This is a genomic window from Kitasatospora sp. NPDC004531, assembly GCF_053602195.1.
Genome location: NZ_JBSGDD010000003.1, coordinates 116,797 through 143,215, shown reverse-complemented (window position 1 = coordinate 143,215; position 26,419 = coordinate 116,797). Strand labels below are relative to the sequence as shown.

Sequence of the window (26,419 nt, the reverse complement as noted above, 5' to 3'; positions counted from 1 at the left end):
GGCGGCCCGCTACGGCTTGCGGGCCAGGGCACAGGAGATCAGCTGCCCCCATACCGTCAATTCGCTTTCGCCCGTGCCGGTCTGCGATTCGGGCCGCCACCGGGAGCAGTTCACCAGGCCGGGTTCGAGCAGGTCGAGGTCGCCGAACAGGGCGGTGATCTCCTCGTCGGTGCGGAAACGGCCGCGGCCGAAGACGCCGTGCAGTTTCTGCTCCGCGAGCCGGGTCTGCGCGTTGTGGCCGGAGCGGAAGTGCGAGAGGTAGAGCAGGCTGCCGGACGGCACCCGCTCGGTCCACCAGCGGACCAGCTCGGCGGGGTGCTCGTCGTCGTTGACGTGGTGCAGGACGGCGCTGAACACCAGGCCGACCGGCTCGTCGAAGTCGATCAGCCGGGTCACCTCGGGGTGGCGGCGGATGGTCTCCGGCTCGCGCACGTCCGCCCGGATCAGGGTGGTGCGTTCGTCGGCGGCCAGCAGGGCGCGGCCGTGGGCCAGGACGGTGGGGTCGCTGTCGACGTAGACGACGCGGGCGCCGGGGCGGTGGCGCTGGGCGACCTGGTGCACGTTGTCGGCGGTGGGGAGGCCGCTGCCCAGGTCGATGAACTGGTCGATGCCGTCGTCGGCCATCGCGCCCACCGCGCGGATCAGGGCCCGGCGGTTCTCGACCGGAACCTCCACCGACCCCGGAAGTTCGTGGAGGAAGAAGTCACCGATCTCGCGGTCTGCGGGGTAATTGTCCTGACCGCCGAGCAGGTAGTCGTAGATGCGGGCAATGCTCGGCTTCGACCGGTCGATCCCGGCGCTGTCCACGGGCATGGAGACCCACCCCTGTCTGTCGGAATGTCCGTGCTCCGATGCTAGGAGCACCCGAACGGGCAGGAAAGCGAATCGCCGCCATTGCGTAAGCAATTCGGTGCGCAGCGGGTCGGTTCGTCGGTCGGTCGGCGAGGAAGGTTCGGCGAGGAAGGTTCGGCGAGGAAGCTTCGGCGAGGACGGTTCGGTGCGGAAGGAGGTCGCGGAGCGGGTGTGGTCGGGAGGGCGCACACGAAAGCGCGAACCGGCCGTCGGCGACGCATACTTGGCGGTGAATCCGGGCATCCGCCGCCATCGGCCGTTCCCGCAGCGGAGATTCGTTGCGAAACGCGGCAGACGGATCGGGTGGGGCGCGGGTACGGTCGGAGGCATTGGGACGGGAGGGCAGGGTATGACGGCCATGGCCGAGTCCGGCACGCTTCGGGTGCCGCGCAGCATCAACGGCATCGAACACGCGCTCACGTACGACGAACGGGCGCGGTTCTACGCGGAGTTGGGGCCGGTCGAGGATCCGCTGGACCGGGAGGCCGTGATCACCTCGTGGTGGCTGCGGGCCATGTCGGCGGCGTACGGCGGCGACCGGTCCGGGTTCCGGGCGGCGGTCGGGCCGGTGCTCGCGGCAGGGCGGTCGCAGCAGGTCGGGGCCGTCGCGTGAAGGGCTGGCGGGTCTGGCTCCAGGATCAGCCCGCCCAGGCGATGGTCGAGATCTCCAAGGCCGACGACCTGCTGTTCGCGCTGGTCACCGCCGCGCTGGTGACGCTCGACGAGCGGGCCGGCTCGCCCGTCGACGAGTGGGGCGACCTGCGCAGCGCGGTCCTCGCGCCGTCCGTCACCGCAGAGCTGTTCGTCAACCCCGACGAGCGCACCATCGACGTGCTGCGCCTGGTGTGGGTCCCAGGACTCGGCGGATGAACGGGCGCAGTGGCCGGGTCAGGGCCCGGTGCTGGCACGCATGTTGGACATACCGTCGCATCTGCTGACAAGCCGATTGCCGATGCCGAACGGTCGGCGGCGGAGGGCCTCCGGAGGGCCCGACCCGAAGGTGGGATTGTGGGATGACCTGCTTAGAATCTGCGCCATGACCATCCAGGGGGATGCGCCTGTCGGCGCCGACAAGGACCAGCCGATGGCCGGGCACCGGGCCGTCGGCGAGCGCAGACGCCTGGCCGTCCTGTGGAGCGTCGTCACCGTACTCGCGGCCGGCGGCGTCTGGGTGGTGTCCACGCCGCACCCCGGCGACATCCTGCCCGGGCTCGGTCCCACCAGCACCCAGCCGGCCGCCGCCGCGGCCGTCCCCGGGCAGATCGCCAAGCCGATGACCGAGGCCCAGGCGTTCACGGCCGAGCGGTACTTCCCGGCCCAACGCACGTACGAGGTCGACGTGTTCAAGGCCCACCGGAGCGCCAGCCGGGACGGCGTGGAATGCCAGGGCTTCCAGATCGACAAGAGCCACGACCTGCTGGAGAAGCTCGACTGCCTGGACTGGCTCGGCGTCGCGCTCACCCGCAACGACCAGCCCGTGATCACCAGCGTCACGGTACTGCGCTTCGCGGACCCGGGCACCGCCGACCGGGCCGTGCAGGCCGTCCGCGACCACGCCGCCGAGTTCGAATTCACCTTCCCCGAAGGGCTGATCGCCCCCGCCGCCGGCATCCGGCCGATGGCCGCGATCCAGGTCGAGGTGGTCGGCCACTACCTCACCCTCGTCGAGGCCCGCTACGCCGACCAGCGCCCCGGCAGCGGCGGCGGCACCGCCCCCGACGAGACGCTGACCGCCAGTGCGCGGGCCGCCTCCGCGCTCGCCGGCCAGCCGTTCATGTGGATGTAGCACCGGACGTGGTGCGCGCGGCCCGTACCGTCACCCGCAGGAACCCCGCCGCGCCGCAGGCCAGCACGGCCGCCAGTGCGAACACCGCCGTCGCGCCCGACGGCAGCGCCACGCCGCCCAGCACCGTGCCCGCGCCGATGCCCAGATAGATCGCCGACGAGTTCAACGAGACCACCAGCGGGGCCTGTTCGGGCGCGGCGGCCAGCAGGCGGTGCTGCTGCGCGGGCGTCTGGCACCAACTGCTCGCGCCCCACAGGAACGCGAGCGCCGCCACCGCGAGCAGGCTGTGCGACCGTGTTGCCGCGAGCGCCGCCAGTGCCGCGAACGACACCGCCATCACCGCGTAGCCCACCGTCAGCACCCGCACCGCGCCTACCCGGTCCGTCCACCGCCCCGCCGCGAGATTGCCCGCCACCGCGCCCGCCCCGTACAGCACCAGCGCGACCGGCACGGCCACCCGCCCCGAGACGCCCACCGCCGCCAGCACCGGCACGCTGTACGAGTACGGGACGTAGCACGCCGCCATGCCGAGCACCGTCAGCGGCAGCACCGCCAGCACCCCGGGGCGGCGCAGTGCCGACAGCCGCGACCGCAGCGGAACCGGTGCGGCGCCCGGGAGTTGGGGCAGCGTCCGGGCGACGGCGAGTGCGGCCAGCACGCTCAGCGCCGCGACCGCGCCGAGTGCCGCCCGCCAGCCCAGGCCGACGGCGGCCACCCGTCCGAGCGGGACGCCGAGTGCGGTGGCCACCGTCAGCCCGCCGATCACCACCGCGAGCGCCCGCCCGCGCGACTCGGCCCGCACCAGCGCGGCGGCCGTCGCTCCGGCGGTGGGCGTGAACGCGGCCGCACCGAGAGCCGCGAGCGCGCGGCCGGCGAGCAGGACGGGGTAGTCGGGGGCCAGCGCGCAGAGGGCGTTGGCGGCGGCGAGCAGCAGCAGGGCGCCGAGCAGCAACGTACGGCGGGGGAGTCGGGCGGTGGCGACGGCGAGCAGCGGCGAGGCGAGGGCGTACACGGCGGCGAACAGGCTGACGGACTGCCCGGCGGCGGCGGTCGAGACATGGAGGGAGGAGGCTACGGCGGGGAGGAAGCCGGCCAGGACGAAAGCGTCGGTGCCGACGGCGAAGGTGCCGAGCGCGAGCACGAGGGCGGGGCGGAGGGCGGCTGAACGGGTGCGTGAGGGAGGGGAGTTGAGGGCCTTTGGCATGGGAGGGCTCCTATTCGGGATGTTGGGTGTCCTGAATTGGGGGACGGGTCGGGGCGGGACGGTGGCTTGGGCGGGATGGGGCGGGCGCGGGCGATGGTGGTGGGAGCTGCGCCGGGCTTCGCCGGCGGTGGTTGCGCGGGCGCGGTGGTGCCGGGCTTCGCCTCGGGCGGTGGCGTTGGGTGGGTGAGGTGTTCGGGGTGGGTGGCGTTCGGTTCGGTGGAGCGGAGTTGGGACGGTCGGCGGCGCCGGGGCCCAGGATGTCCGGGGCGTGGGGTGGTCGAAGTCGGGTCGGGCGGCGGCGATGGCGGTGGGAGTTGCGCCGGGCTTCGCCGGCGGGTGTTGTGCGGGCGCGGTGGTGCAGCGCTTCGCTTTGGGCGGTGGTGTCGGGTGCGCGAAGCGTTCGGGGCGGTTCCGCGTTCGGGTCAGCGGTGGGAGTTGCGCCGGGCTTCGCCGGCGGGTGTTGTGCGGGCGCGGTGGTGCAGCGCTTCGCTTTGGGCGGTGGTGTCGGGTGCGCGAAGTGTTCGGGGCGGGTGGCGTTCAGGTCAGCGGTGCGGAGCTGCGCCGGCGGTGGTCGCGCGGGCGCGGTGGTGCAGCGCTTCGCCTCGGGTGGTGGCGTTGGGTGGGTGAGGTGTTCGGGGTGGGTGGCGTTCGGTTCGGTGGTGCGGAATTGCGGTGGCGGCGGAGCTGCGCCGGGGTTGGCCCGGTGGGGGTGGCACCGGGCATGGCCGAGGCGTGCGGTGGCTGAAGTCGGGTCGGGCCGGGGGGCGGGGGTTCCGGGAGGTGCGGTGGTCGAAGTCGGGTCGGACGGGGGTGGCGTCGCCGGCCCGGGGGGCCTGCTGTGCGGGTCAGGCTGTGGTGAGCAGGCGGGCGTAGTTCTGGCGGATGCGGGCGGCGGTGGTGGCCGGGGCGTCGTGGGCCAGGTCAGCGATGGTGCGGGTGGCGAGTTCGCGGCGCCAGGCGAGTTCGGCGCGGCGCATCGCGGCGGCGATGCCGCAGGGGCGGGCGAACTCGCGGGTGTGCGCGCCCTGGGCGGAGGCGCCGTGCTGCCGGATCTCGGCGCAGGCGAACAGCGGGTCGGCGCCCTCGACGGCCGTCACCACGTCCATCATGGTGATCCGCCCGGGGTCGCGGGCCAGTCGGACGCCGCCGCGCGGGCCCCGGGCGGACGTCAACAGGCCTGCCCGGGTGAGGCGTTGGAGCACCTTGTTGAGGTACGTCGGCGACAGCTCGAACATCGCCGCCAGTCGCGCGGACGGCACCGGGTCCGGTCCGTCCAGCCACACCAGGGTGAGGCAGCAGTGCAGGCCCCACTCGACGCCTTCGCTCGTCCGCATGTTCGGGATACTAGCTGTCCGGAATCCCGCGCCGCCAGCGGGCGCCCCGGGCAACCGGCGGGATCAGGACGGGAGTTGGTCGATGATCCGGAGTAGTTCCTGGAGCATCGTGATGGTGTGGGCGAACTCGGCGGGCCGCTCCTGCTGGAGGTCGAGCGACTGGAGCGCGGCGTCCCGCGCCTGCGCGCGGTCGCCGAGGTCGAGGTGGGCCACCGCGAGGGTGTGCAGCGCGACGGCCAGCGCCGAGCGGTGGGCCTCGGGATCGGCGCGGTGCAGGTCGCGGCAGACCCGGACCGCTTCGAGCGCGGGGCCGATCGCGTCCGAAGTCCGGCCCGCCAGGCCGGAGTTGGTGGCCACCATGAGCAACGCCTGGGCGAGCAGCGGCCGGTGGGTGGCGGGATCGCTCTCCGCGAGGGTGCGGTGCAGGGCCGCCGCCTCCTCGGTCAGGGCGGCCCGCTCGGCGAGCTGCTCCGGTGCGTCCAGGCAGGCGGCGAGGTTGGCCAACGCCACTGCCAGCCACGGCAGATGAGGACCCGGGGCGCCCTCGTACAGGCTGCGGCAGAGGTCGAGGGCATCGCGCGCGGGGCGGACCGCGAGGACGGGGTCGCCGGCCAGGCGGAGCTCCTCACTGAGCCGGATCAGGGCCCCGAGGAACAGCGGCAGGTGGCTGTTCGCGTCCCGGTCGGCGAGGGTGCTGCACACCGTGACGGCCTCCGCGCAGAACGGCACCGCCTCGGCGTGCCGTCCCAGCGAGCTGAGCTGGTCCGCCAGGCCGTCCAGGGCCCCGGCCAGCTGGGCGAGGCGATAGGGCGAGTCGAGCCTGCGCAGCAGCTCCACCTCCTCAAGGCGGCCGGCCAGCGCCTCCTCCGCCCGGCCGAGCAGCCGCAGATGGCTGGAGACGTGGTTGAGGGCGGTGGCGAGCCGGTTCCCGTGGACGGCGGGGCGCACGGCGGCGAGGGCGCGGCAGAGCTCGGCCGCCTCCTGGGCGGCCGCCAGCCCCTCCTCGATGCGGCGCTGCTCGCCGAGGTGCCGGGACAGGCCGACCAGCGCCGCGGCGAGATCGGCCCGGCCGAGGTCCGCCCGGGTGGCGTGCAGCGCCCGGGCGATGGCGACCGCCTCCCGGGCGAGGGCCAGCGCCTCCGCGGGCCGGCCGACATCGTGCAGATGGTCGGAGAGGACGGACAGGCTGGTCCGCAGCCGCGGCAGGTGCGCGTCCGGATTGCGCTCGGCGAGCCGACGGAACAGGGCGGCCGCCTCCTCGGCCGGGGCGAGTCCCTGCTCCGGCCGGCGCAGCAGCCGCCACGCCTCCGACTCGTTGCCGAGCGCACTGGCCAGATCGGACAGGTGCGCGTCGGGCTCGGCCTCCGCGAGCGCCCGGTAGACCGCCACCGTGCGGCGGGCGGCCGCCGCACTCTCCGGAAGGCGGCCGAGATCGCCCAGCCGGATCGCCAACTGGGCCGTGGCCGTGGCCCGTCGGCGCACGTGCCGGGACGGATCGGCCTCCGCCAGCCGACGGATCACGTCGAGGGCCTCCTGCACGGCGGCCAGCCCGTCCTCGTGGCGACCGAGACCGGCGAGCACCGGGGAGAGGCTGACCAGGGCGTCCGCCAGCCCCGCCAGCCCGGCCTCGCCCAGCGACCGGTGCAGCGCGATGCCCTCCTGCGCGGCGACCAGCGCATCCTCCGGCCGGCCCAGCTCGACGAGCTCGTTGGCGAGGTTGCCCAGCAGGACGGCCAGCCCGACGCTGTGCAGCGCGGGATCGGCCGCGACGAAGCCGCGGCACAGCTCGACCGCCTCCAGGATCGCCGCCAGACTCTCCTCGGCCCGGCCGAGGTGGCTCGCTCTGATCGACAGGTCGTTGAGCACGGCCGCCAACAGCAGCCCGTACCGCTCGGGATCGGCGGCGGCCGGCTCCCGCAGCCGCTCCGTCAGGCGCCGCGCGAGGCCGGCGGCCTGCCGCACCAGCGCCTCACTGGCCACCGGCAGCAGCCCGTTGAGCCCGAGCAGCTCCTCCAGCGGCGTCCCCGGGTCGTCGACGATCGCGTCCAGCGCCGCCAGCAGCGGCCCGGGGCGCGGCGTGCGGGTGGCCAGCGCGACGAAGTGCGGTGCCAGCGCGGCCCGGTGGCGCACGCACAGCCGCGTCAGCAGCGGATCGAGCCGGCCCGCGAGCGCCGGGTGCGCGGCGGCCCGCGTGCAGACGGTCAGCAGCTGCGCCGTGCGCTCGGCGTCGAGGATCGGCAGCAGCCGCTCGGGCAGCTCCGGGTCGGCCTCCTCCAGCACGCGGGCGATGTGCCGCTCGGCGAGCCGGTCCGGCGGCAGCGGCCCGAACGGCTGCGGCGCGGGGGCCGGGTAGAGCGCGCCGAGCCAGGCCGTCACCGTGTCCAGCCGGTCGCGCGGCTGGTCGGCCAGCGCCGGCAACGCCCGCCACAGCCCGGACGCCTGCTCCCGGTCGGCCGCGCCCGCCAGGTTCGCGGCGGCGATCACCGCGTCCAGCGCCCGCGCCGACAGCGCGGGCGCGAGGCCGAGCGCCGTCGCGGTGCGCTGCCAGTAGCGGCGCTCGTGGCCCAGCAGCCGGTCCTCCACCACGGCGACGCCCGGCGGCCCGGCGAACTCGGCCGCCCCGGTGGTGTCCAGCAGGTCGGCCAGCGCGGCCATCTGCAGGGTCAGCGCGTTGCCGTAGCCCGGCTGCTCCAGCCCTTCGGCCACCGGCAGGGCGGCCGCGGCGCCCGCCCAGTCCTGCTCCGCGCCGCCGTCCACGAACGGCAGCGCCGCCGCCAGCGCGTCCACCGCCGCCCGGTACGCCGCCGGCCGGGCCGCCGGATCCTCCTGCAACGCGTCCAGCCGCCGCGTCGGGGCGAACTCCAAATGGTCCTGCGCCACGTCGTCGGCGGTGACGGCCTGCTGCCACCAGTCGCCGTCGGTCCGGGCCAGCAGCAGCAGCTTGAACGGCGTCCCCCCGCGGTGCGCCGCCGCCGCGCCCACCAGCGCGGCCAGCTGCCCGGTGCGGTGCTCCGCGTAGTCCAGCACCACCAGCAGCGGACGCGTCGCCCACCGGCACTCCGCCAACTCCTCCGCACCCGCGTCCGGGCGCGGCCACAGCACCGCCCACTGCCGCTCCGACAGCCGCGCCGCCAACTCGTGCGCCAACCGGGTCTTGCCCTGGCCGCCCGGCCCGTGCAGCAGCCACGCACCGAACCCGCCGCGTCCGCACCACTCCACGAGCTCGCCCAGCAGCTCCGCCCGGCCGTGGAACGGCACCACCTGCCGCGCCGCCCGCAGCAGCGCCGCCGGCGACCGCACCGGCCCCGCCGCCCGCCCCGGCGCCAGCGCCGGATCGGCCAACCGCTGCAACTCCACCGGCTCCAACACCGCCGCCGGCACCCCGTGCCGCGCCAACACCGCCCGGAACGCCGGATCGTGGTGCAGCACGTACGCGGGCACCAGGTTCAGCTGTGCCCCGCCCGAATGCGCCCGCTCCGACGCCACCACGCCGACCAGCAGCTCGCCGCAGTGCGCGGCCGCCCCCGACAGGCCGCCCCACGCGGAACCGCCGCCCGGCCACTGCGGCGGGTGCTGCCGCAGCTCCAGCACGTGCCGGTTGTCGACGAAGCCCGTCCCCGGGTTCAACTCCCCGACCAGCTGCACCGCTTCGGCCGGACGCCCCGCGCGCTGCGCCAGCTCCGGCAGCCCCCACGTCCCGCACTCCGCCCCCGGACGGTCCGTCACCAGCCGCCCCCAGCGCACCGGCCCCGGCGGCTCGGCCCACAGCGACTCCTCGACCACCAGCAGCGCCGCGTCGTCCCGCCCGCCCGGCGTCCCGCACCAGGCCACCCGCGCCCCGACCGGCCCCGCCCCCGCCGGCCGGAACACGGTGACCTCCGAGGAGCCCTCGCCGCGCACCACATGGGCCGACGTCAGCACCAGCCGGCCGCCCACCGCGTACCCCGAGCCCGCCCCGCCGGGCCCGGCGACCCCCACCAGCCGCGACCGCTCCACGACGCCCCGCCCCCCTGCCCCGAACCCGCCCAACCCCACCACCCTAGATGCTCCCCGGCGGCGGTCGGCCGCCCGGTCAGCGCCGCAGCGTGGTGACGGTCAGCCCCGGCGCCGAGCGGATCTCGGCCTCGGTGAAACGCTCCGTCACCCACTGCCCGGCCACGTACATGCGGGTCTGGTCGGTGAAGTGCGGCGAGCTCGGATCGGCCGACTGGCCGTAGGCGAGCAGCGTCCGGGTGCGCGGGCCCCGGTCGGTCAGCTCGACCGCCATCAGGAAGCCCGACCCGTGCGGGACGGTCGCCCCCGGTGCCGGGTACGTCCCCCCGCCCGCGCCCGAACTCGGCCCGGCCGTCAGCACGTTGAAGCAACCGGTCGGGCCCGCGCAGCCGTGCAGCGGCACGCCTCCCCAGCGCTGCACCTCACCGATCGCCGCGCCCACCGGCAGTCCCCGGGCCGCCAGGGCGCGCACCGCGTCGGCCAGCGCCCGCTGCGCGTCGGGACTGTCGGCGGCGATCCCGCGCGGGGTGGTCAGCGGCCGCGCCGGGTCGTACGGGACGGTCTGCCAGGCCTGCGTCCGGGTGCCGGCCAGCGCGTCGCGGTACGCCTGCCAGAGCACGGTGCCCCGGCTGTCGGCGTCGGCCCGCAGGTTCCAGGCCGCGAGCACGTCGCACGCGCCGCGCACATCGACCAGGGCGCCGTCGGACGCCGTGATCGCCGGGTGCGCCCGGCACAGCGCGACGGCGTCGTCGCGGTCCAGTTCGGCGCTCTGCACCCGGTCGCCGAACATGGCCGCCTGGAGCGTGCCGAGGGTGAAGCCGGGCGCGCCCAGCCCGTCGGCGCCGGTCCGCCGCTCGGCGATCATCCGCAGGCCCAGCTGGGCACGGGCGTCCAGCCGGGGATCGGCGTTGTGGACGGCGGGCAGGCCGCCCAGCGGCGCGTCCGGGTTGGTCAGGCGCGGGCCGTTGTTGGAGTTGGCCACGTAGTCGGTGCGGGTCAGCGACGGCTGGTCGGCCGGGCCGAACACGCCGGGCACCCGCGCGTCCGGATCGCTGCCCGGCTCGCAGGCGCCGGACGAGCCGTCCAGCGTGCCGGGGACCAGCGCGCCGGGTACCAGGCAGCGCGCCCGCTGCGCGTCGGGCAGGTGCGGGACGGCCGAGGAGTCGGTGAAGTACGCGGTGCCGGTGGCGTCCACGGCCAGCGTGTACACCCACGGCGCGCCCTGGTAGGTGCGCTGCGCCCGCCGCAACTCGTCGAGGCTCTGCGAACGGCCGATCGCCATCCACTCGTTGAGGGAGCGGAGGTTGCCGGCGTTGGCGTCGAGCACGGTGTAGGCGTGCTCGGCGGTCCAGCCCAGCCCCAGGACGTAGCCGTACCGGGAGCGGTACAGCGTCCGCTCGACGGTGGACAGCGTGCCGTCGGCGGCCCGCACCGTCACCGGCACGCGCTGCGCGGTCATCCGCTCCGGCCGGCCGTCCACCAGGTACGCGGTCGGGTCGCCCGGCACCAGCGACAGGCGCAGGAAGGTCGAGTGGTCGGCGTAGCTGGCGGTGTGCGTCCAGGCGAGCGACCGGGTGTGCCCGATCTGCACGAACGGGATGCCGGACAGGCCCGCGCCAGCCACGTCCAGGACCCCCGGGATGGTCAACTGCGCCTGGTAGAACCGGTTCGGGCCCACCCACTGGAGGTGCGGGTTGGCCAGCAGCAGGGCGCCTGCGCCGCGCGCGGCGTCCCGTCCGATCGCCCAGCCGTTGCTGCCGAGCTCCGGCCCGTCGCCCGCGCGGCCCGGCCGGACGGACGCGAGCAGAGCCTCGGGGGCGTCGGGGGCGTCGGCAGCGGCGGCCGGGACGGCGGTGGCCGCCAGGGACTTGGGGGTGCCCGCCCAGGTGTCCACGTCGTACAGGGCGTTCCAGATGTCTGCGGCGGCGATCGGCCCGACCCAGCCCTTCCCCCGGCAGGACGGGTCCGGCAGGTTCTGCACGCCGGTGTCGCGCAGGTAGCGGTTGTAGCCCGCGACGTACCCGTCCACCAACTGCCGCGCCTCACCGGTCGGCCCGAGCGGTGCGGGCTGCGCCAGCAGGCGCTCGACCGTGCCGGAGCGCAGCAGGCTCTGCTGGTAGGCGTCACTGTCCAGGTTGCGCACCCGGTCGGCGGTCCGGCCGTCCGGCCCGAACCAGCGGGAGCGCTCGCCGCGCAACGTGACCACCTGGTCGGCGAGTTGGCAGAGGTTGTCCTGCGCGTAGGCGTAGCCGAAGCCGTAACCGAGGCCGCCGAAGTCCCTGGCCACGACGTGCGGGATGCCGAACTCGGTCCGGCTGATCCGCGCGGTCCAACCGGCCTGGTCGGCGTCGGCGGCCTGCGCGCCGGCGGCCTGCGCGCCGGCGGTCAGCAGCCCGGCGGCGAGCCCGAAGGCCAGCATCGCGGAGCACAACCGCCTTGGCCTGGAGCGGTGCTGACGTTGCATCAGATTGTCTGTGGGCGTCATGGAGCCACGTTGCCGCACCGCGTGCCCGCCGGTCGTCGCTCCGCGGAACGACGCGCCTCCTCCGCGAGGCCGACGGGCGGAGGGGGCACGTGCTCCTTCCGGCGGAGCGCAACAGGCCTGCGGTGCGCCCCCGTTCGTATGATCGGACGCATGGAGACGGTGCGGGAACGGGAGTTGACGGAGCCCTGGGAGGGCCTGCTGTGCACGCCCGAGGACGGCGACGGCGCCGCGGTGCTGGTGCTCGCCGGGTCGAGCGGCCGGGTGGAGCGGGAGCGGGCGCGAATGCTGGCCAGGGCCGGGCTGACCACGCTGGCGATCCGGTGGTTCGGCGGCCCCGGGCAGCCGCCCGGCATCTGCGAGGTTCCGCTGGAGACCTTCACGGCGGCCGTGGACCTGCTGCGGCACGAGGGCGCGCGGCGGATCGGCGTGCTCGGCAGCTCGAAGGGCGCGGAAGCGGCGCTGCTGACGGCGGTCCACGACCCCCGGGTGGACGCGGTGGTGGCCATCGCACCCACCTCCCGGGTGTGGTGCAACGTCGGCCCCGGCGCGGACGGCGCCGACCGCCCCTACCGCTCCAGCTGGACGTGGCAGGGCCGGCCGCTGCCGTTCGTGCCGATGGACGACTCCTGGCAGCCCACCGAGCCGGACGGCCGGCCGGTGGCGATCCGCGGCTGGTACGAGCAGAGCGAACAGACCTTCGCGGACCGCCTCGCGGCGGCGGCGATCCCGGTCGAACGCACCCGCGCCGAGCTCCTCCTGATCGCGGGCGGCGACGACGCGATGTGGCCCTCCGCCCCCGCCGCCCACCAGCTCGCCGCCCGCCGGCGCGCGGCCGGCCTCGACGCCCACCTCGTGGAGCACGCCGACGCCGGCCACCGCCCGCGCTTCCCCGGCGAGAGCCCGGCCGCGGCCTCCACGGTCTACGCGTACGGCGGCACCCCGGAGGCCGACACCGGGATCCTCGCCGCCGCCCTGCCACGCCTGCTCGACATTCTGACGAACCGTCAATCAGCTTACTGAAAGCTCCGGTTGTCGCCTTCCGGTGGTTCGCTGCTTCACGAAGTCCGCGAGCCTCCCGGATGGCTGCCGGGTTCGCGTCGAGGTGGCCGGTCGTGGGGCAGCGGCGGCCACTAGGGTGAACGCCGTCACCGTGGGCACCGGGAGAGCGGGGAGCGACATGGACGAGGCTGGGGAGCGGCGGCCGCCGACGATGGCGGATGTCGCGGCGGTCGCGGGCGTGTCGCACCAGACCGTCTCCCGGGTTCTGAGCGACCACCCCAATGTGCGCGAGGCGACCAGGACGCGGGTGCTGCGGGCCATCGCGGAGTTGGGCTACCGGCCGAACTCGGCGGCCCGGACGCTGGTCACCAGGCGCAGCCGGACGCTGGGCGTGGTGGCGGCCAACACCACGCTGTTCGGCCCGGCGAGCATCCTGGCAGGTCTGGAGCGCGCCGCCCGGCAGGAGGACTACCTGGTGGCCTCCGTCGGCCTGGAGGAGCTGACCGAGCACGCGCTCCGCAAAGCCCTTGAACGGCTGGGCAGTTGGGGGGTGGACGGCGTGGTGGTGATGACACCGCACCGGCACACGGTGGCAGCCCTGGCCCGGCTGCCCCAGCCGTTCCCGATCGTGACGGTGGAGGGCGGCTACGACCTGGACCTGCCCGGGGTGGCCGTGGACCAGTTCGCCGGGGCCCGGGCGATCACCGAGCACCTGCTCTCGCTGGGGCACACCACCGTCTGGCACGTGGCGGGCCCCGGCGAATGGATCGAGGCGGAGGGCCGCCTGCAGGGCTGGCGGGCGGCGCTGGAGTCGGCCGGCCTCCCCGTCCCGCCGCACCTGACCGGCGACTGGAGCCCGGCCTCGGGCCATGCGGCCGGGCGCGTCGTCGCGCAGGCGTTCCGCGGCGGGGCGGGCCCACGGCCGACCGCGGTGTTCGCCGCCAACGACCACATGGCCCTCGGGCTGGTCCGCGCACTGAACGAGGCAGGGGTGCGGATGCCCGCCGAGATCGCCGTCGCCGGTTTCGACGACCTCCCGGAGGGCGCGTACATCACCCCGCCGCTCACCACCGTCCGGCAGGACTTCACCGCGATCGGCCGCGCCGGGATCGACCTGCTGCTACGGCTGATCGACGAACCCGGCACACCGGTCACGCACGTGACCATCGCACCGCGACTGGTCGTCCGGGCCAGCACCGCCGACACCGCCGGCACCGCCGCCAGCCGCAGGCCGGCACACGGCAGTGCGGCAGCCCGGTTCTCGGACCCGGCCGGCCCGGCCTGACGGGTGGTCACTGCACACAGCGCGCTCCGGCCGCTGCCGGCCGGGGGGTGATACTGGTCTGTCCAACTGTCACCGATTCCCGGTTCAGGATGCTGCGACGGTGGCCTTCTGCAGCCGCCCGTGACCGGTCTGTCGACATGGGTCGATCGGTCCGCGATGTATGCCGGCAGCAGGGCTGCGACCGGCGAGGTGCCGGCCCCGGACAACGGCACCCTCGGCTGCCGCGACGCGTCGCCCGAGAGCCTGCCGGGTCCCGGTGAACCGCCGCCGGTTCAATCCGAGCCGGCGGAGGCGGCAGAGCCGGAGTCCGTGGTTCCTGTCCAGTCAGCCCCGAAGGGTATCTCCCTGGGGGTCGTAGCAGACGAGCCCGTGCTCGCGAGCCAGCGCAGCGGCATATTCGGAGACTTCCTCCGCCCTGCTGTAGGACATGAGCAGATAGACGATCGGGCCCGAGGCCTCGCCCATGACCGGCGGTGACGCCCAGGGGCTGCCAGGAACATCGTCCGGATACCGCTCGACGAGTGCTTCGACATACGACTCAATGCGCGGCGACGGCTCCGCGAACACGTCCTCCGAATCGAGGTGACGCTCGTAGAACTCCTCGAACACCGCGCCCGCGTCCTCGTCGCTCGGCCGCTCCCCATCCCACACAGCCAGGTCGTAGCTCATGAGCGGATGATCGCAGATGGGCGCGGCTCGTTTCGAGTGAAGCTTGCGATCAAGGGGTGGTAGGCGCTCTTGGATCGCCAGAAAATCCGGCCCGGGCGGCGTGAGTTGCGGTTACTGTGCTGCCGTGATTCTGACTGATGCCGAGATAGGTGACTTGCTCGCCTCCGCCGGGCTCCGGCTCGTCGAACGATTCCAGCAGGAGGTCCGACTGCCCCCACTGCCGAAGTACGTGTCGCCTGCGAGCGCCGGGCCTGAGCACGGACGCTTCGACTCACACCCGGATGAGGTCGCCGACCTGAACGCTTCGGACTTCGCCGACAAGGTCAACACGGGCTGGCACCGAATGGCCGCGGAGTTCGGGCTCCTCGACGAGAAGCGCGAGTTTCTGCTCGCGCTCGGCCGCGTGCGCCTCGGGGACGATTCGGACCATGAGCCGTACGAAGGGTGGTTCCGTGTTCGACTGCTCGACGAGTGGGACCTGGTGAGGAGTGAGGTGGACCTGCTGCGGAGCGGCTTCGCAACCCTCTTCACTGATCGTTTCGTTCCGGAGTTCACGGTCGCGTCCCTGGACGGCCAGATGATGATGAGCACCACGGTCTGGGGTGACGGCACGCTCAGCACCATCGTCATCCGCCCGTAATGGGCGCTCCCGTGGGACGGCCACTCCCGTCCTGGTCGGGTCGTCTCTACCGTCGTGGCGGGAGAGGAGCGGTGCGATGGGCTAAGGGTAGTCGAGCTCCCGGATGGCGGCGAGCACCCGGTCCCGGGTGCCCGGCCGGATGTGCGGAGCACCGTTGAGGACCCGCGACACCGTCTGGTGCGACACCCCCGCCGGCTTCGCGACGTCCGCCACCGCCGGCTGACGTCAACTCCCGGTCGGAATCGTTCAGTCGGCCGATCGGGCGCGATGCCGGCGGACGGCGTCCCGGTTGGCGCAGCGCGGCGAGCAGTAGCGCTGTCGGCCGGTGCGCGAGGTGTCGGCGAACGCAGTGTGGCACTCGGCGACCTCGCAGCGGCGCAGGCGGTGCATGCCCCGGGTCGCCAGGTGCAGGGCGGTGCCGACCGCGAACAGCGTGAACAGCACCGAGCCGAGCGGCTGTTCCGGATCGCGGTAGTGCAGGTGCCAGCCGGTGCCCGGGTGGGAGGTCAGCCGCGGGTAGGCGGCGGCCTCGGCCAGCATCCGGTTCAGCCGGTCGGCGCGCTCCCGGTCGTCGGCGGCGTCGACCACCGACTCCCAGGCGTCCAGGGCCAGTTGGGCTCGGGCCAGGTCGTCCGCCGTCACCGGGCGTTCGAGCAGCAGCCCGGCCGCCAGGCAGCGGTCCGCCAGCTCGCCCGCGCTCCCGGGCCGGGGGTTGGCCAGGTCGGCGGCCAGGTTCACCGCGTCCTCGCCGTAAGGGTTGAGCTGCACAAGGCCATTACAACAGGCTGGTCGGCATGACACAACAAGCCGTCAGGCCCCCGCGTCCCGATGCCCGCGACCCGTGGCGCTACCGCTGGACGGTGCTGGGGGTCGCCACCTTCACCCAGGCGGCGTCCGGCTTCTTCGTCGGCGGCATCGGCGCGCTCGGCGTCCAGCTGCGCAGCGCCCTGGGGCTGAGTGCGGCGCAGCTCGGCCTGCTGGTCTCGGCGGCCCAACTCGCGCCTCTGGTCGGCCTGTTGGTGGCCGGAGCACTGCTGGACCGGCACTCCGAGCGCTGGGTGGTCGGGGCCGGGGCCGGCGTGGTCGCGCTGGCGCTGGGCGCAGGGAGCCTGGCACCCGGGTACCCGGCGCTGCTGGTGGCGCTGCTGGTGGTCGGGGCGGGGTACAGCACCGTGCAGCCGGGCGGGAGCAAGTCGGTGGCGTCCTGGTTCGACGCCTCGCAGCGCGGCTTCGCGATGGGCATCCGACAGGCCGGCCTGCCGCTGGGGGCGGCGCTCGCCTCGGCGGTACTCCCGTTCATCGCCCGGGAGTTCGGCTGGCGGGCGACGTTGCTGACCGGCGGCCTGGTCGCGCTGCTCGGCGCGGTGCTCTTCACGGGCTGCTACCGCAGGCCGCCGGTGCCGTCCGACCCGGCGGCCTCCGGCCCGCTCGCGGCGCAGCTCCGGGCGCGGCTGGGCATGCTGCGCGAACCGTCCACCGTGCGGATCATGCTGTCGGGGACCAGCCTGATCTCGGTGCAGTGCGGCGTCGGCATCCTGACGGTGCTCCACCTCCACCAGGCGGCGTCGGTCGACGCCGGGCGGGCGGCGCTGGTGCTGGTGGCGTCCCAGGTCGCGGGCGTCGTCGGGCGGATCTGCCTGGCGGCCTGGAGCGACCGCAGCAGGTCGGGGCGCTACCCGGTGGTGCTGGCCTGCATGGCGGCCGTGATCGCCGGGCTGGCCGTGCTGATGACACCCGCCGGGCGGGTGCCGGCTGTGGCCTCCGGCGTCTTCGTCTGGCTCGGCTTCTTCGGCTTCGGCTGGTACGGCCCGTGGGTCGCCCACGTCACCGAGTCGGCCCCGGCGGGCCGGACCGGCTTCGCCCTGGGGCTGGCCATGTCCGTCAACCAGATCGCCATCGTCACCGTGCCGCCCGTGCTCGGCCTGCTGGTCGACCTCACCGGCGGCTTCACCCCGGCCTGGGCGCTGCTGTGCCTGCTGGTCGCCGCCGCGCTGGCCGCCACGGCCGGTCGCAATTCCCCTTCTCGGCCCGGGCATTGACGCCTTGACAGCCCGCTCCGCGAACAGACCTAATGGTCGCGGACGTCAACCGGCCCACCCGGGAGGAAAACCGTGTCCGGCACGCTCGACCCCGACCTGCTCACCGGCCGCCGAGCCGTCCTCTTCGACTTCGACGGCACCCTCGCCGACACCCACACCGCGCACTACAAGGCGCTGTCCGACACCCTCGGCCCGTACGGCATCCCGATCAGCCACGACTGGTACCTCGCCCACACCGGCACCTCGACGCCCGAGACCATCGCCGACGCCTTCCGTCAGCACGGCATCACCCCGAGCGTCACCGTGGACGCCCTGGTCGCGGACTGCGAGGCCCGCTACCTCGACCACCTCGGGGACGTCCGGGAGATCGGCTGGGTCGCCGACCTGGCCCGTGACCTGGCCGGCCGGCTGCCGATCGCCGTCGCCTCCGGCGGCATGCGCGCCACCGTCGAGGCGACCATGCGGCACCTCGGCCTGGCCGAGCTGTTCGGCTGCACCGTCACCCGCGACGACGTCGCCGAGGGCAAGCCGTCACCGGAGATCTTCCTGCTCGCCGCCGAACGCCTCGGCGTCGACCCCGCCCACTGCCTGGTCCTGGACGACGCCGACACCGGCCTGCTCGCCGCCGCCCGCGCCGGGATGGCCGCCGTCGACGTCCGCACGATCACCGGCTGAGCGCGCCGCGCCGCCCGTCAAGTCCCCTCTGCACAGCGGCGGTTCCCACTCGGTCGGCAGCGGGCCGCGTCAGGTGCGGGTAGCAGGTAGCAGGTAGCAGGTGGCCGTGCCCGTCATCCGTTGCTGCCGTCCGACCGCTCCGGTGGGACGGCCGGGATGCGGGCGCGCAGCAGGCAGAAGACGTTGCCCTCCGGGTCGGCGAGGACGTGCCAGTTCTCCTCGCCGCTCTGGCCGACGTCGGCGGGCTTCGCGCCGAGGGCGAGCAGGCGGGCCAGTTCGGCGTCCTGGTCGCGGTCGGTGGGGCTGACGTCCAGGTGCAGCGGGAGCTTCGCCGGGCGCGGGTCGGCGCTCGGGCTGAGGATCAGGGTCGGCTGCGGGCCGCCGAAGCCGGTGCCGGGCGGGCCGATCTCGATGCCGCCGTCCGGCTCGCGGCCGAGCTCGACGTAGCCGAGGACCTCGCACCAGAACCCGGCGAGCAGTTCGGGATCGGTGCAGTCCAGGATCAACTCACTGATGCGGCAAGCCATGTGGGGCAGTCTACGCAGAGCAAGGGTGCCGGTCAGGGGTATACCGGGGATAGGCTGCGCGGGCAGCTCGGGGAACGCGTGGACGGGGGCGGGACGTGGAGGTACTGCGGGGCAGCCACCGGGTGCACTTTGTCGCGGCCTGGGCGCTGTGCGCCGTCGAACTGCTCTGCATGGCCGCCACCGCGCCCCCGCTGCGCTGGATGGCGCCCGCCTGGCTGTGGGCCCCGACGCTGCTGGCGATCGTGCTGCTCTTCGTCGTCGCCCTGGTCCGCTCCTGGTCGGTGCCGTTCCTGCGGCGCGGCAACGGCTTCGACCTGCTGCGGTACCTGCGGCTGCTGCCGCGCGGCGTGAAGCTCGGCTACCCGCTCGCGGCCTGCCTGATCGCGATCGGGCTGGCGACCGCGGGCGGCGCGGGAGAGGTCGGCAAGGACGCCTCCGGCTACTACTGGACGAAGCACGAAGTCGGCGACCGCGGACGGACCTCGGTGCGCGCGGAGATCGACCGGGCCGAGTACGACCGGCGCCGCGCCGCCGAGATGCGGATCTTCACCGGCGTACCGGCGGTGTTCGCGGTACTGGGAAGCTTCCTGGTGCTGGCGGCCGCCGAGACGGCGTTCGGCGCGGCCGACGACCCTCGCCGGAGCCGTCGCCGGCGGTAGCGGTCCGGCGCCGTCCGGGCTGCTGTGGCGATCACGGTCAGCGCCGTCCGGGAGCCTGCCGGCGGCGAGCGGAGATCGCTGCTCGTGCGGAGCGTTCGGAACACGGTGCTCGGCCGCTGCCAGGACGGGGTTCCGCGCTGCGGACGATCCTCGTGGAAGCCGTCGGCGGGGGTGGGCCGGTGGCCGGGACGCCCGGCAGCGCCCCGCCGCGTGTGACTGGCGTCGGGCCGCCGAGGCGTGGATCTTCGCGGGCGTGCCGGCGGCGGTCGCCGTGTTCGGCAGCGATCTCGGGCCGGCCGACCCCGTGCGGGGCCGGTCAGCGGCGGGCGGAGGTCGGGTCGCCGAGCCACACCCACTGCTCGTGCGGGGTGACGGTCAGGCCGTAGTCGTACACCTCGGGCCGGCCGAGCACGGTCCACTCGTCCCGCGCAGCGGCGACCTCCTCGGCGAGGCGGCGCGGGCCGCCCTGGTGGACGAACACGCCGTCGGGGGTGGCGGACAGGGCCGCCCAGGACGAGGTGCCGTCGTGGAGCCGGGCCGACACGCCGTCCGCGTCGGCGGCGGTCTCCACGCGGACCTCGGGCAGCGCCAGCCGCAGGTGGAACAGCAGGTCGCAGTCCCGCAGTTCGGCCGGATCCTGCGAGGTGCGCCGCTCAGGCCCCGGCGGGGCGGCACGGCGGATCTCGGCGAAGCCCCGGGGCGGGGCGCCGTCGGCGGTGGTCCGGTCGGCCATGAACCGGGCCGGGCCCCGGAACCGGCCGCTCGCGGAGGCGCGGTCGTCGGCGACGGTGAGGGCGACGTGGCCGAGGCCGCCCCACGGCAGTACCAGGCGGCCGCCCGGCGCGGTCTGTTCGACCCACGTCCACGGGACGCGCTCGACGGCGTGGGTGGCGATCACCCGGTCGAACGGCGCGTCGGCGGGCCGGCCCGCACCCCCGTCGCCGACCCGCACCCGGGCGTCCAGGCCCGCCGCCCGCAGCCGGGCCGAGCCGGTCGTCGCGAGGTCCGCGTCCACCTCCACCGAGACGACCCGGCCGGGGCCGGCGCGGTGGGCGAGCAGCGCCGCGTTCCAGGCCGCGCCGGTGCCGAGCTCCAGCACCCGGTGCCCGGGCTCCAGCAGCAGCGAGTCGAGCATGTCGACCACCACGGCGGGCGCTGGCAGGCTGGAGGACGGCAGGCCGTCGGCGACCCTGGTCACCGCCGGCCGGCCCGGGTCGTCGTACAGCAACCCGAACCACCGGCCGGGATCGGCGATCCGTCCGACCGGCTGCCAGGCGCGGCCGTCCCAGTCCCACAGCCGGTCGGGTGCGAACAGGTCGCGCGGATGCGCGGCGACCGCAGGACGGATCCACGGCGAACGCTCCGGCCACCGCCCGCCGTCCGCCATCGCCGCGTCGAGCCGCAGCCGCCACCCCTCGGCGCTGGACGGACTGGTGGTCACCGCTGTCGCCCCCGCTGCCTCGTCTCCGACGGGCTCCCATCCTTCCGCCCCACCGCGAGGCGGCGAAAGGGCGCACGGGGGCGCTCGGGGCGGCCGGCCGGCCGGTCAGAGCGCCGGGGACGCGGTCTCCGCGTGGACGGCCGTCCAGTGCGGGAACCGCTGCTCCAGCACGGCCCGGGCCCGGTCGAGGTCGCCGTCGACGCCGACCGCGATCGTGCCGTCGGCGGTGATCCGGGTCGAGGTGACGGTGAAGCCCTCGTCGGCGGTGCGGTTCACCCAGTACTGGGCGGCGAGTTGCTGCGGCGTGTGCGCGCCGCCCTCGCCCGGCCGGTACGGGTGGACCTCCGCCACGCCCGGGAACCGCTGCTCGATCGCCGCCCGCGCCTTCTCCTGGTCGCCGCAGACCTCCACCCGGTAACGGTCGTCCGCAGTACGGGAGATGCCGCAGAGTGCGAATCCGTCGCCGGTCACCGACATGATCCGCCCCTCGGTGTCCGTGACGGGCGGCGGCGAGATCGGGGAGCCCCCGTGAACGGCGCCGCACGCCGCCAGGCTCGCGGCGAGGAACGCGACGGCGGCGGTGCGAACGGCGGTCCGGTTCATGAGGGCCCCTTCACTCGGCGGGTGCACCGAGTGAAGCACGCGGGCGGTCCGGTCAGCCCAGGCGGGGCCAGGCGAGGAGGTGGGGGAGCAGGGACGGGTCGTCGCCGGTGGTGCGGACCGCCGCGGGCGGGCGGCGGCGGTGCAGGATGAGGAGCAACTCGCTGGCGGGTGCGGCGAGTTCGAGGGTGACGGGGTCCTCGTCCGGGGCGATCGGCTTGGCGCCGCCGGCGGTGAGCTCGACCAGCCAGCCGGGGCCCTCCTCGGTGCGCAGGCGGACCCGGGCCGGGCCGTGCGTCCAGCGGCCGGCGGTGCCCCAGGAGAGGGCGAGGAACTCGTCGATGCCGTCGATGGCCACCGCTTCCGCGACCGACTGCGGTGCGCCGACGGCGAGTTGGGCGTCGTACGCGTGGACGGCGGCCTCCTGCACCTGGTGCCGGGCGGCGGCCCCCGCGTCCTGCGGGGCGTCGGCGCCGCGCCACCACGTCCAGCAGGGCCGCTGCGGTCCGGCTTCGCGAAGTGCCGCGAGGAGTTCGGACGTGGCCTCGGCGGAGCGGGCGAGCGCCCGCTCGGGGGAGAGGCCGGTCTCCGGCTTGAGCCGGCTGGGCACGAAGCCCGGGCCGGCGGCGATGACGGCGGTCCAGAAGCGCTGGACGACGGCGAGGTGCGCGAGCAGGTCGGGGAGCCGCCAGTCGGGGCAGCTGGGGACGACGGCCTCCGGGTCGGGCGCGGTGGCAACGGTCTGGCGGAGCAGTGCGGAGTGCTCGTCGATCTGGTTCAGCAGAGCCGGAAAGGCGGGAGTGAATGCCATTCCCCCTGCCTATCACGGGAGATGGCGGCCCGGTGCGGGAATTGTTGCGAAAAGCGCACCGAATAAGGATGTCGAAAGATTTGTGGATATGATATGCTGGCAGAAATTCATATTACGGTCTCGGCTATGAACGAGAACGTCCAGTCGCCCAGCCGTACCGCCCTGATGTCGGCCGCCGCCCGAGCGGCCCACCTGCTCGTCGACCAGCAGCCGCCGATCCACGCCGACACCCTCGCGGCCGCCCTGCTCGGCGAACAGGCCGAGCAACTCCTCGGCTACCACCGCGCGTTCGGCGCCCACCCCGTCCTGGCCGGGGCCCGCACCACCGCCGTCACCCGCAGCCGCCTCGCCGAGGACCTCCTCGCCGACGCCGTCTCGCAGCGCGGCACCGACCAGTACGTGCTGCTCGGCGCCGGCCTGGACTCCTTCGCCTACCGCAGCGAACTCGCCCACCGGATACGGGTGTTCGAGGTGGACCACCCGCACACCCAGCACTGGAAGCGCGGGCGGCTGGCCGCCGCCGGCATCGCCGTCCCGCCCACCGTCGCCTTCGTCCCGCTCGACCTCGAACAGGGCTCGCCGGCCGCCGCCCTGGCCGCCGCCGGGTTCGACCCGGGCCGGCCCGCCGTGGTGAGCTGGCTGGGCGTCACCATGTACCTGAGCGCCGAGGCGATCGCCCAAGTCCTTTCCACGGTAGGCGGGTTGGCACCCGGCACCGAGCTGGTCGCCGAACACCTGCTGCCCGCCGGACACCGCGACCCCGCCGGGCAGGCCTACGCCGAACACGTCCGGGCCGCGGCCGCCGAGAACGGCGAACCGTGGCGGACGTTCCTCGCCGTGGACGAGATGGACGCCCTGCTGACCGCCCACGGCCTGCGCCCGCTGCGCCACCTGCGCCAGCACGACGTCCTCGCCACCGAGACGTGGGAGCAACGCACCGACGCGCTGCGGCCGTTCGACCTCTCGGTGCTGACCCACGCGGTGGTGCCCGAACCCGGGGCGGGAGTTCAGACCCGTCGCATCCGGTAGACGCAGGTCCGGTAGGGCAGGTCGACGCTGTCGCGGCCGGCCAGCGCCGGATCGGTGGCGACCAGCTCGGCGATCTCCCGTTCCAGGCGGACCTGTTCGGCCGCGTCGGCGGTCAGGAAGCGGGAGCGCGAACGCACCAGGTCGACCAGCCGACCCGTCGGGACGGTCACGGTGTGCGCCGTCGATCCGCGCTCGGGCTCGGTGAACCACGGCGCCACCGGACCGTACGGCCAGGCGCTCTCCAGGCCGTACCCCTCCGGGCCGACGATGCCGGACAGCGCGGCCACCCACGGCGTCCGGTCGTCGCGGATGTTCCACAGCGCCGCGAACACGCCGCCCCCGCGCAGCACCCGGTGGATCTGCGGCAGCGCGTCCTGCGGCGTGAACCAGTGGTAGGCCTGCCCGACCACGACGGCGTCGACCGACCCGTCCGGCAGCGGAATGTCCTCGGCGCTGCCGGCCAGCACCCGCACCCCCGGGAGCCGTTCGGCGGCGACGGCACGCATCTGCCGGTCCGGCTCGACCGCGACCGCCTCGTGCCCCGCCGCACGCAGCCCGCCGGCCAGCAGACCGGTGCCCGCCCCCAGGTCCAGCACCCGCAGCGGCTCGGCGCCGACGGCCCAACTCACCGCCCGCGGCGGGTAGCTGGGCCGAATGGAGTCGTAGAGGCGGGCGGCGGAACCGAAGGACAGCGCGGCGGTGGACATGTTCGTGAGCCTACCCAACTCCGCTCGACGGCAAGGGTGTTGAAGGGGAGGCGGGGCTCGGCCGGTCAGAGCCCGGCCGGGTCGGCCAGGACGGCGCGCAGGCGGGCGAGGCACTCGGCGACGAACGGCGGGTTGCTGTGCCAGTAGTAGGGCACGCCGCTGATCGCCACGGCCACCGCCCAGCCGCAAGCCCGTTGCCAGGACTGCTCGTTGACGCCCAGGGCGGCCCGGTAGGCGTGGCGGGCGGCGGCCGGGAAGTCCCACAGGGGCGCGTGCTCGGCGTCCGGGAAGCCGATCGACAGGCCGCCGAAGTCGATCATCGCGTGCAGCCGGCCGTCCCGGACCAGCAGGTTGGACGGCTTGAGGTCGCCGTGCAGCCACACCGGCGGCCCGGCGGGGGCGGGCAGGGCGAGCGCCCCGCGCCAGATCGCGTGCAGGCGGTCGAGGTCCAGATCGAGCCCGGGCAGGGCGCGGGCCTCGGCGAAGGACTTCTCGATCGACTCGGCGCAGGCGGCCAACTCCCCGCCCCGGTACCAGTGGAGGCCGTCCCGCTCGTCCTCGGGCGGCAGCGGGGCCGCGTGCAGGCCGCGGACCGCCGCCGCCAGCTCCGCCCCGAACGCGGCCCAGTCGGACACCGACTCCGGCCCGGGCTCCGCGCCCTCGATCCACCGGTACACCGACCACGGCAGCGGGAACCCGCACCCCGGCACCCCCTGGTGCACCGGCTCCGGCACCGCGCACGTCAACTCCCGTGCCAGCCGGGGCAGCCAGGCCTGCTCCTTGCGCACCGCCCCGGCCGTCCCCGGCGTGCGCGGCAGCCGCACCAGCAGCTCGTCCCCGACCCGGAACATCCGGTTGTCGGTCCCGCCCCCGGCCGCCCGCACCGGCAGCCCGGCCCACTCCGGCCGCTGCTGCGCCAACAGCTGCCGCACCAGCGCCTCGTCGGTCGGGACCTCGTCGTCATGCAGTGTCATGACCCCAAGCATTCGGCAACCAGGCCCGGTTGTGCGAACGAGTTTCCCCGCCCGGACCGCCGCACCGCAGCACGCCTCCGCTCACGCGTCCGGCGTCGTCGGATCCGTTTCGGGGCACCCGCCGCCGGTGCCCCCGGACGCTCCCCCGTGGGGGCCGGCGACACCGCCGACGCCCCGGCGGGCGCCCGGAAGCGAACGCCCGGCCGGGCCGCCGTTCAGCGGCCGAGCAGCTCGCAGAAGCGGTCGAGCGCGCGATCGGTGCGCCGGTGGTCGCCGGTGGTGGTGAGGTCGAACAGCAGACCCCGGAGGACGGCCATCACCAGGGTGGGGGTGACGGTGTCCTCGGGGCCGGTGGTCAGGTCGCGGAGGGCGGCGCCGAGGGTGTCGAACCAGCCGGTGATCGCCTCGGCCCGGTCCGGGTAGTTCTCCGGGTGGGCGAGTCCGTCGGCGTGGACCTCGAAGAACAGCCGGACGAACGGGAGCCGCTCCGGCGCGCTCAGCCAGGCCCAGATGGCCCGCAGGTGCTCCTGCGGGGCGGCGGCCGTCGGCGGAAGGTCCTCGGTCAGCCGGCGGGCGCCGCGGCGGCGGGCCTCGGCGAGGACGGCGGCCACCAGCTCCTGCTTGCTGCCGAAGTCGTAGAGCAGCATCCGGGGACTGGTGTCGAGCGCGGCCGCGAGCGGCCGCAGGCTCAGGCCGGCCAGGCCGTGCGCGAGCACGTAGTCGGTCGCCCGCGCGAGCGTGGCCTCGCGGCGGGCGGGGTCCGGGGGTCGGCCCATGGCGGAACGTCCTTCCGACGGCACGGAACTGAGGCAGCGTCGGTATATGGTACGACTGTTTCAACAATGGGAAGGGCAGTCGTCATGCACGCACTCGACCGGGCGGTGGTCCTGGGCGCCGGCGGACTCGTCGGCACGGCCTGGACGGCCGGACTCGCCGCCGGGCTGCGCGGCGCCGGCGTCGACCTGGGCGAGGCCGACCTGTTCGTCGGCACCTCGGCCGGAGCGATCACCGCCGCACTGCTGGCCACCGGCCAGAACCCGGAGCGGCTCGCCGAGCCGGTCCGCCCGGGCGGCACGCCGCCGCAGGTGGACGGGCGCAGCCTGGGCGAGGCGTTCGCCGTCCTGCGCGGGGCCGCCGCCGACCCGGACGCGGCGCGGCGCGAGGTGGGCCGGATCGCGCTCGCCGCCCGGACCGGCCCCGAGGAGCCGCACCTGGCCCGGATGCGCGCCATGGTCGGCCCGGCGCAGTGGCCGCGGCGACGGCAGCTGCTCGTCCCCGTGACGGACGCCGGGACCGGCGGGCGGAAGGTCTTCGACCGTACGGGCGGCGCGCCGCTGGCCGCCGCCGTCGCGGCGAGCACGGCCTTCCCGGGCATCTATCCGCCGATCACCCTCGGTGGCCGCCGCTACCTGGACGGTTCGCTGCACTCCGCCACCCACGCGGCCCTCGCCGTCGGGGCCCGCGTGCTGGTGGTGGTCGACCCGCAGGCGCACCTGTTCCCGCGTGAGCTGCTCGCACGGGAACTGGCCGTCGCGGCCGCCCGCACCGCCGTGACCGTCGAGCCCGACCCGGCCGCCCTGCACGTCTTCGGCCCGGACCTGAACGACCGGACGGTCTGGGCCCCGGCGTACCGGGCGGGCCTGCGCCAGGGCGCCGAGGCGGCCGACCGGCTCCGCGAGGTCTGGACGGCGGGGCGCGGCACGGCCTGAC

Annotated in this window: 25 protein-coding genes and 1 pseudogene; 11 read left to right on the top strand and 15 right to left on the bottom strand. The window is 75.1% G+C overall.

The genetic code is table 11. From position 1 onward, the window contains the following. Positions 1–9: 9 nt before the first annotated feature. The gene (locus ACWEMJ_RS02865) at positions 10–813 is read right to left on the bottom strand and encodes an SAM-dependent methyltransferase (protein ID WP_452135136.1); all 804 of its coding nucleotides are present in this window, start codon (positions 811–813) and stop codon (positions 10–12) included. Between the two features lie 388 nt (positions 814–1,201). On the opposite strand from ACWEMJ_RS02865, the gene ACWEMJ_RS02860 reads away from it, so the two are divergent. From ACWEMJ_RS02860 to ACWEMJ_RS02850, 3 genes are all read left to right on the top strand, one after another. Further along, a complete protein-coding gene (locus tag ACWEMJ_RS02860) occupies positions 1,202–1,465 on the top strand; it encodes a hypothetical protein (RefSeq protein ID WP_452135135.1) in 264 nt (87 codons plus the stop codon). Beyond that, on the top strand, positions 1,462–1,722 hold the full coding sequence (locus ACWEMJ_RS02855) for a hypothetical protein (RefSeq protein ID WP_452135134.1): 261 nt from the start codon (positions 1,462–1,464) through the stop codon (positions 1,720–1,722). Before ACWEMJ_RS02860 ends, ACWEMJ_RS02855 begins: the two co-directional genes overlap by 4 nt. Positions 1,723–1,888: 166 nt before the next feature. Continuing rightward, positions 1,889–2,638 carry a hypothetical protein gene (locus ACWEMJ_RS02850; protein WP_452135133.1) on the top strand — a complete coding sequence of 250 codons (750 nt, stop codon included), beginning with the start codon at positions 1,889–1,891 and terminating at the stop codon, positions 2,636–2,638. Here the strand turns inward: ACWEMJ_RS02850 and ACWEMJ_RS02845 are convergent. The 4 genes from ACWEMJ_RS02845 to ACWEMJ_RS02830 form a co-directional block, all read right to left on the bottom strand. After that, on the bottom strand, positions 2,625–3,842 hold the full coding sequence (locus ACWEMJ_RS02845; protein ID WP_452135132.1) for an MFS transporter: 1,218 nt from the start codon (positions 3,840–3,842) through the stop codon (positions 2,625–2,627). The two genes, ACWEMJ_RS02850 and ACWEMJ_RS02845, sit on opposite strands and share 14 nt — an antisense overlap. 845 nt (positions 3,843–4,687) lie before the next feature. After that, on the bottom strand, positions 4,688–5,176 hold the full coding sequence (locus tag ACWEMJ_RS02840) for an RrF2 family transcriptional regulator (RefSeq protein ID WP_452135131.1): 489 nt from the start codon (positions 5,174–5,176) through the stop codon (positions 4,688–4,690). Between the two features lie 63 nt (positions 5,177–5,239). Then, on the bottom strand, positions 5,240–9,172 hold the full coding sequence (locus tag ACWEMJ_RS02835) for a tetratricopeptide repeat protein (protein WP_452135130.1): 3,933 nt from the start codon (positions 9,170–9,172) through the stop codon (positions 5,240–5,242). A gap of 76 nt (positions 9,173–9,248) precedes the next feature. Next, positions 9,249–11,633 (bottom strand): penicillin acylase family protein, encoded by a 2,385-nt coding sequence (locus ACWEMJ_RS02830; protein WP_452135129.1) that lies wholly within the window; start codon positions 11,631–11,633, stop codon positions 9,249–9,251. A 171-nt stretch (positions 11,634–11,804) separates the two neighbouring features. Here ACWEMJ_RS02830 and ACWEMJ_RS02825 point away from each other — a divergent pair, with 171 nt between their 5' ends. Further along, positions 11,805–12,674 carry an acyl-CoA thioester hydrolase/BAAT C-terminal domain-containing protein gene (locus ACWEMJ_RS02825; RefSeq protein ID WP_452135128.1) on the top strand — a complete coding sequence of 290 codons (870 nt, stop codon included), beginning with the start codon at positions 11,805–11,807 and terminating at the stop codon, positions 12,672–12,674. A 157-nt stretch (positions 12,675–12,831) separates the two neighbouring features. After that, positions 12,832–13,938: a LacI family DNA-binding transcriptional regulator gene (locus tag ACWEMJ_RS02820; RefSeq protein WP_452135127.1), complete on the top strand. Its 1,107-nt coding sequence runs from the start codon at positions 12,832–12,834 to the stop codon at positions 13,936–13,938. 324 nt (positions 13,939–14,262) lie between these two features. Here the strand turns inward: ACWEMJ_RS02820 and ACWEMJ_RS02815 are convergent, their stop codons facing one another. Next, entirely contained in the window at positions 14,263–14,607 is a 345-nt protein-coding gene (locus tag ACWEMJ_RS02815) for a hypothetical protein (protein ID WP_452135126.1), read from the bottom strand. Positions 14,608–14,731: 124 nt separating this feature from the next. On the opposite strand from ACWEMJ_RS02815, the gene ACWEMJ_RS02810 reads away from it, so the two are divergent. Next, positions 14,732–15,247, top strand: coding sequence for a hypothetical protein (locus tag ACWEMJ_RS02810; protein WP_452135125.1), 516 nt, complete (start codon positions 14,732–14,734; stop codon positions 15,245–15,247). An 87-nt stretch (positions 15,248–15,334) separates the two neighbouring features. On the opposite strand, the pseudogene ACWEMJ_RS02805 reads toward ACWEMJ_RS02810, so the two are convergent. Next, positions 15,335–15,460, bottom strand: a pseudogene (locus tag ACWEMJ_RS02805) (LacI family DNA-binding transcriptional regulator); the annotation flags it as partial. Between the two features lie 33 nt (positions 15,461–15,493). Next, positions 15,494–16,015, bottom strand: coding sequence for a CGNR zinc finger domain-containing protein (locus tag ACWEMJ_RS02800; RefSeq protein ID WP_452135124.1), 522 nt, complete (start codon positions 16,013–16,015; stop codon positions 15,494–15,496). Between the two features lie 26 nt (positions 16,016–16,041). Here ACWEMJ_RS02800 and ACWEMJ_RS02795 point away from each other — a divergent pair, with 26 nt between their 5' ends. Both ACWEMJ_RS02795 and ACWEMJ_RS02790 read left to right on the top strand, forming a co-directional pair. Then, positions 16,042–17,286: an MFS transporter gene (locus ACWEMJ_RS02795; RefSeq protein WP_452135123.1), complete on the top strand. Its 1,245-nt coding sequence runs from the start codon at positions 16,042–16,044 to the stop codon at positions 17,284–17,286. 72 nt (positions 17,287–17,358) lie between these two features. Continuing rightward, positions 17,359–17,961 carry an HAD family hydrolase gene (locus tag ACWEMJ_RS02790; protein ID WP_452135122.1) on the top strand — a complete coding sequence of 201 codons (603 nt, stop codon included), beginning with the start codon at positions 17,359–17,361 and terminating at the stop codon, positions 17,959–17,961. A 113-nt stretch (positions 17,962–18,074) separates the two neighbouring features. Here ACWEMJ_RS02790 and ACWEMJ_RS02785 read toward each other — a convergent pair whose 3' ends face one another. Further along, positions 18,075–18,488: a VOC family protein gene (locus ACWEMJ_RS02785; protein ID WP_452135121.1), complete on the bottom strand. Its 414-nt coding sequence runs from the start codon at positions 18,486–18,488 to the stop codon at positions 18,075–18,077. A 95-nt stretch (positions 18,489–18,583) separates the two neighbouring features. Here ACWEMJ_RS02785 and ACWEMJ_RS02780 point away from each other — a divergent pair, with 95 nt between their 5' ends. Then, complete coding sequence (locus ACWEMJ_RS02780; protein ID WP_452135120.1) at positions 18,584–19,147, top strand: hypothetical protein; 564 nt, start codon at positions 18,584–18,586, stop codon at positions 19,145–19,147. A gap of 316 nt (positions 19,148–19,463) precedes the next feature. On the opposite strand, the gene ACWEMJ_RS02775 is transcribed toward ACWEMJ_RS02780, so the two are convergent. The 3 genes from ACWEMJ_RS02775 to ACWEMJ_RS02765 form a co-directional block, all read right to left on the bottom strand. After that, positions 19,464–20,588, bottom strand: coding sequence for a methyltransferase domain-containing protein (locus tag ACWEMJ_RS02775; protein WP_452135119.1), 1,125 nt, complete (start codon positions 20,586–20,588; stop codon positions 19,464–19,466). Between the two features lie 105 nt (positions 20,589–20,693). After that, complete coding sequence (locus tag ACWEMJ_RS02770; protein ID WP_452135118.1) at positions 20,694–21,191, bottom strand: hypothetical protein; 498 nt, start codon at positions 21,189–21,191, stop codon at positions 20,694–20,696. A 52-nt stretch (positions 21,192–21,243) separates the two neighbouring features. After that, positions 21,244–21,999, bottom strand: coding sequence for a maleylpyruvate isomerase N-terminal domain-containing protein (locus ACWEMJ_RS02765; RefSeq protein ID WP_452135117.1), 756 nt, complete (start codon positions 21,997–21,999; stop codon positions 21,244–21,246). 126 nt (positions 22,000–22,125) lie between these two features. Between ACWEMJ_RS02765 and ACWEMJ_RS02760 the strand changes: the two genes are divergently transcribed. Further along, positions 22,126–23,028, top strand: a complete 903-nt coding sequence (locus ACWEMJ_RS02760; protein WP_452135116.1) for a class I SAM-dependent methyltransferase — start codon at positions 22,126–22,128, stop codon at positions 23,026–23,028. On the opposite strand, the gene ACWEMJ_RS02755 is transcribed toward ACWEMJ_RS02760, so the two are convergent. The 3 genes from ACWEMJ_RS02755 to ACWEMJ_RS02745 all read right to left on the bottom strand — a co-directional run bounded on the left by ACWEMJ_RS02755 (position 23,007) and on the right by ACWEMJ_RS02745 (position 25,485). Continuing rightward, positions 23,007–23,735, bottom strand: a complete 729-nt coding sequence (locus ACWEMJ_RS02755) for a class I SAM-dependent methyltransferase (protein WP_452135115.1) — start codon at positions 23,733–23,735, stop codon at positions 23,007–23,009. The two genes, ACWEMJ_RS02760 and ACWEMJ_RS02755, sit on opposite strands and share 22 nt — an antisense overlap. A 65-nt stretch (positions 23,736–23,800) precedes the next feature. After that, a complete protein-coding gene (locus ACWEMJ_RS02750) occupies positions 23,801–24,709 on the bottom strand; it encodes an aminoglycoside phosphotransferase family protein (RefSeq protein ID WP_452135114.1) in 909 nt (302 codons plus the stop codon). Between the two features lie 215 nt (positions 24,710–24,924). Further along, a complete protein-coding gene (locus ACWEMJ_RS02745) occupies positions 24,925–25,485 on the bottom strand; it encodes a TetR/AcrR family transcriptional regulator (RefSeq protein ID WP_452135113.1) in 561 nt (186 codons plus the stop codon). Positions 25,486–25,569: 84 nt separating this feature from the next. Between ACWEMJ_RS02745 and ACWEMJ_RS02740 the strand changes: the two genes are divergently transcribed. Then, entirely contained in the window at positions 25,570–26,418 is an 849-nt protein-coding gene (locus tag ACWEMJ_RS02740; protein ID WP_452135112.1) for a patatin-like phospholipase family protein, read from the top strand. Position 26,419 lies beyond the last annotated feature (1 nt).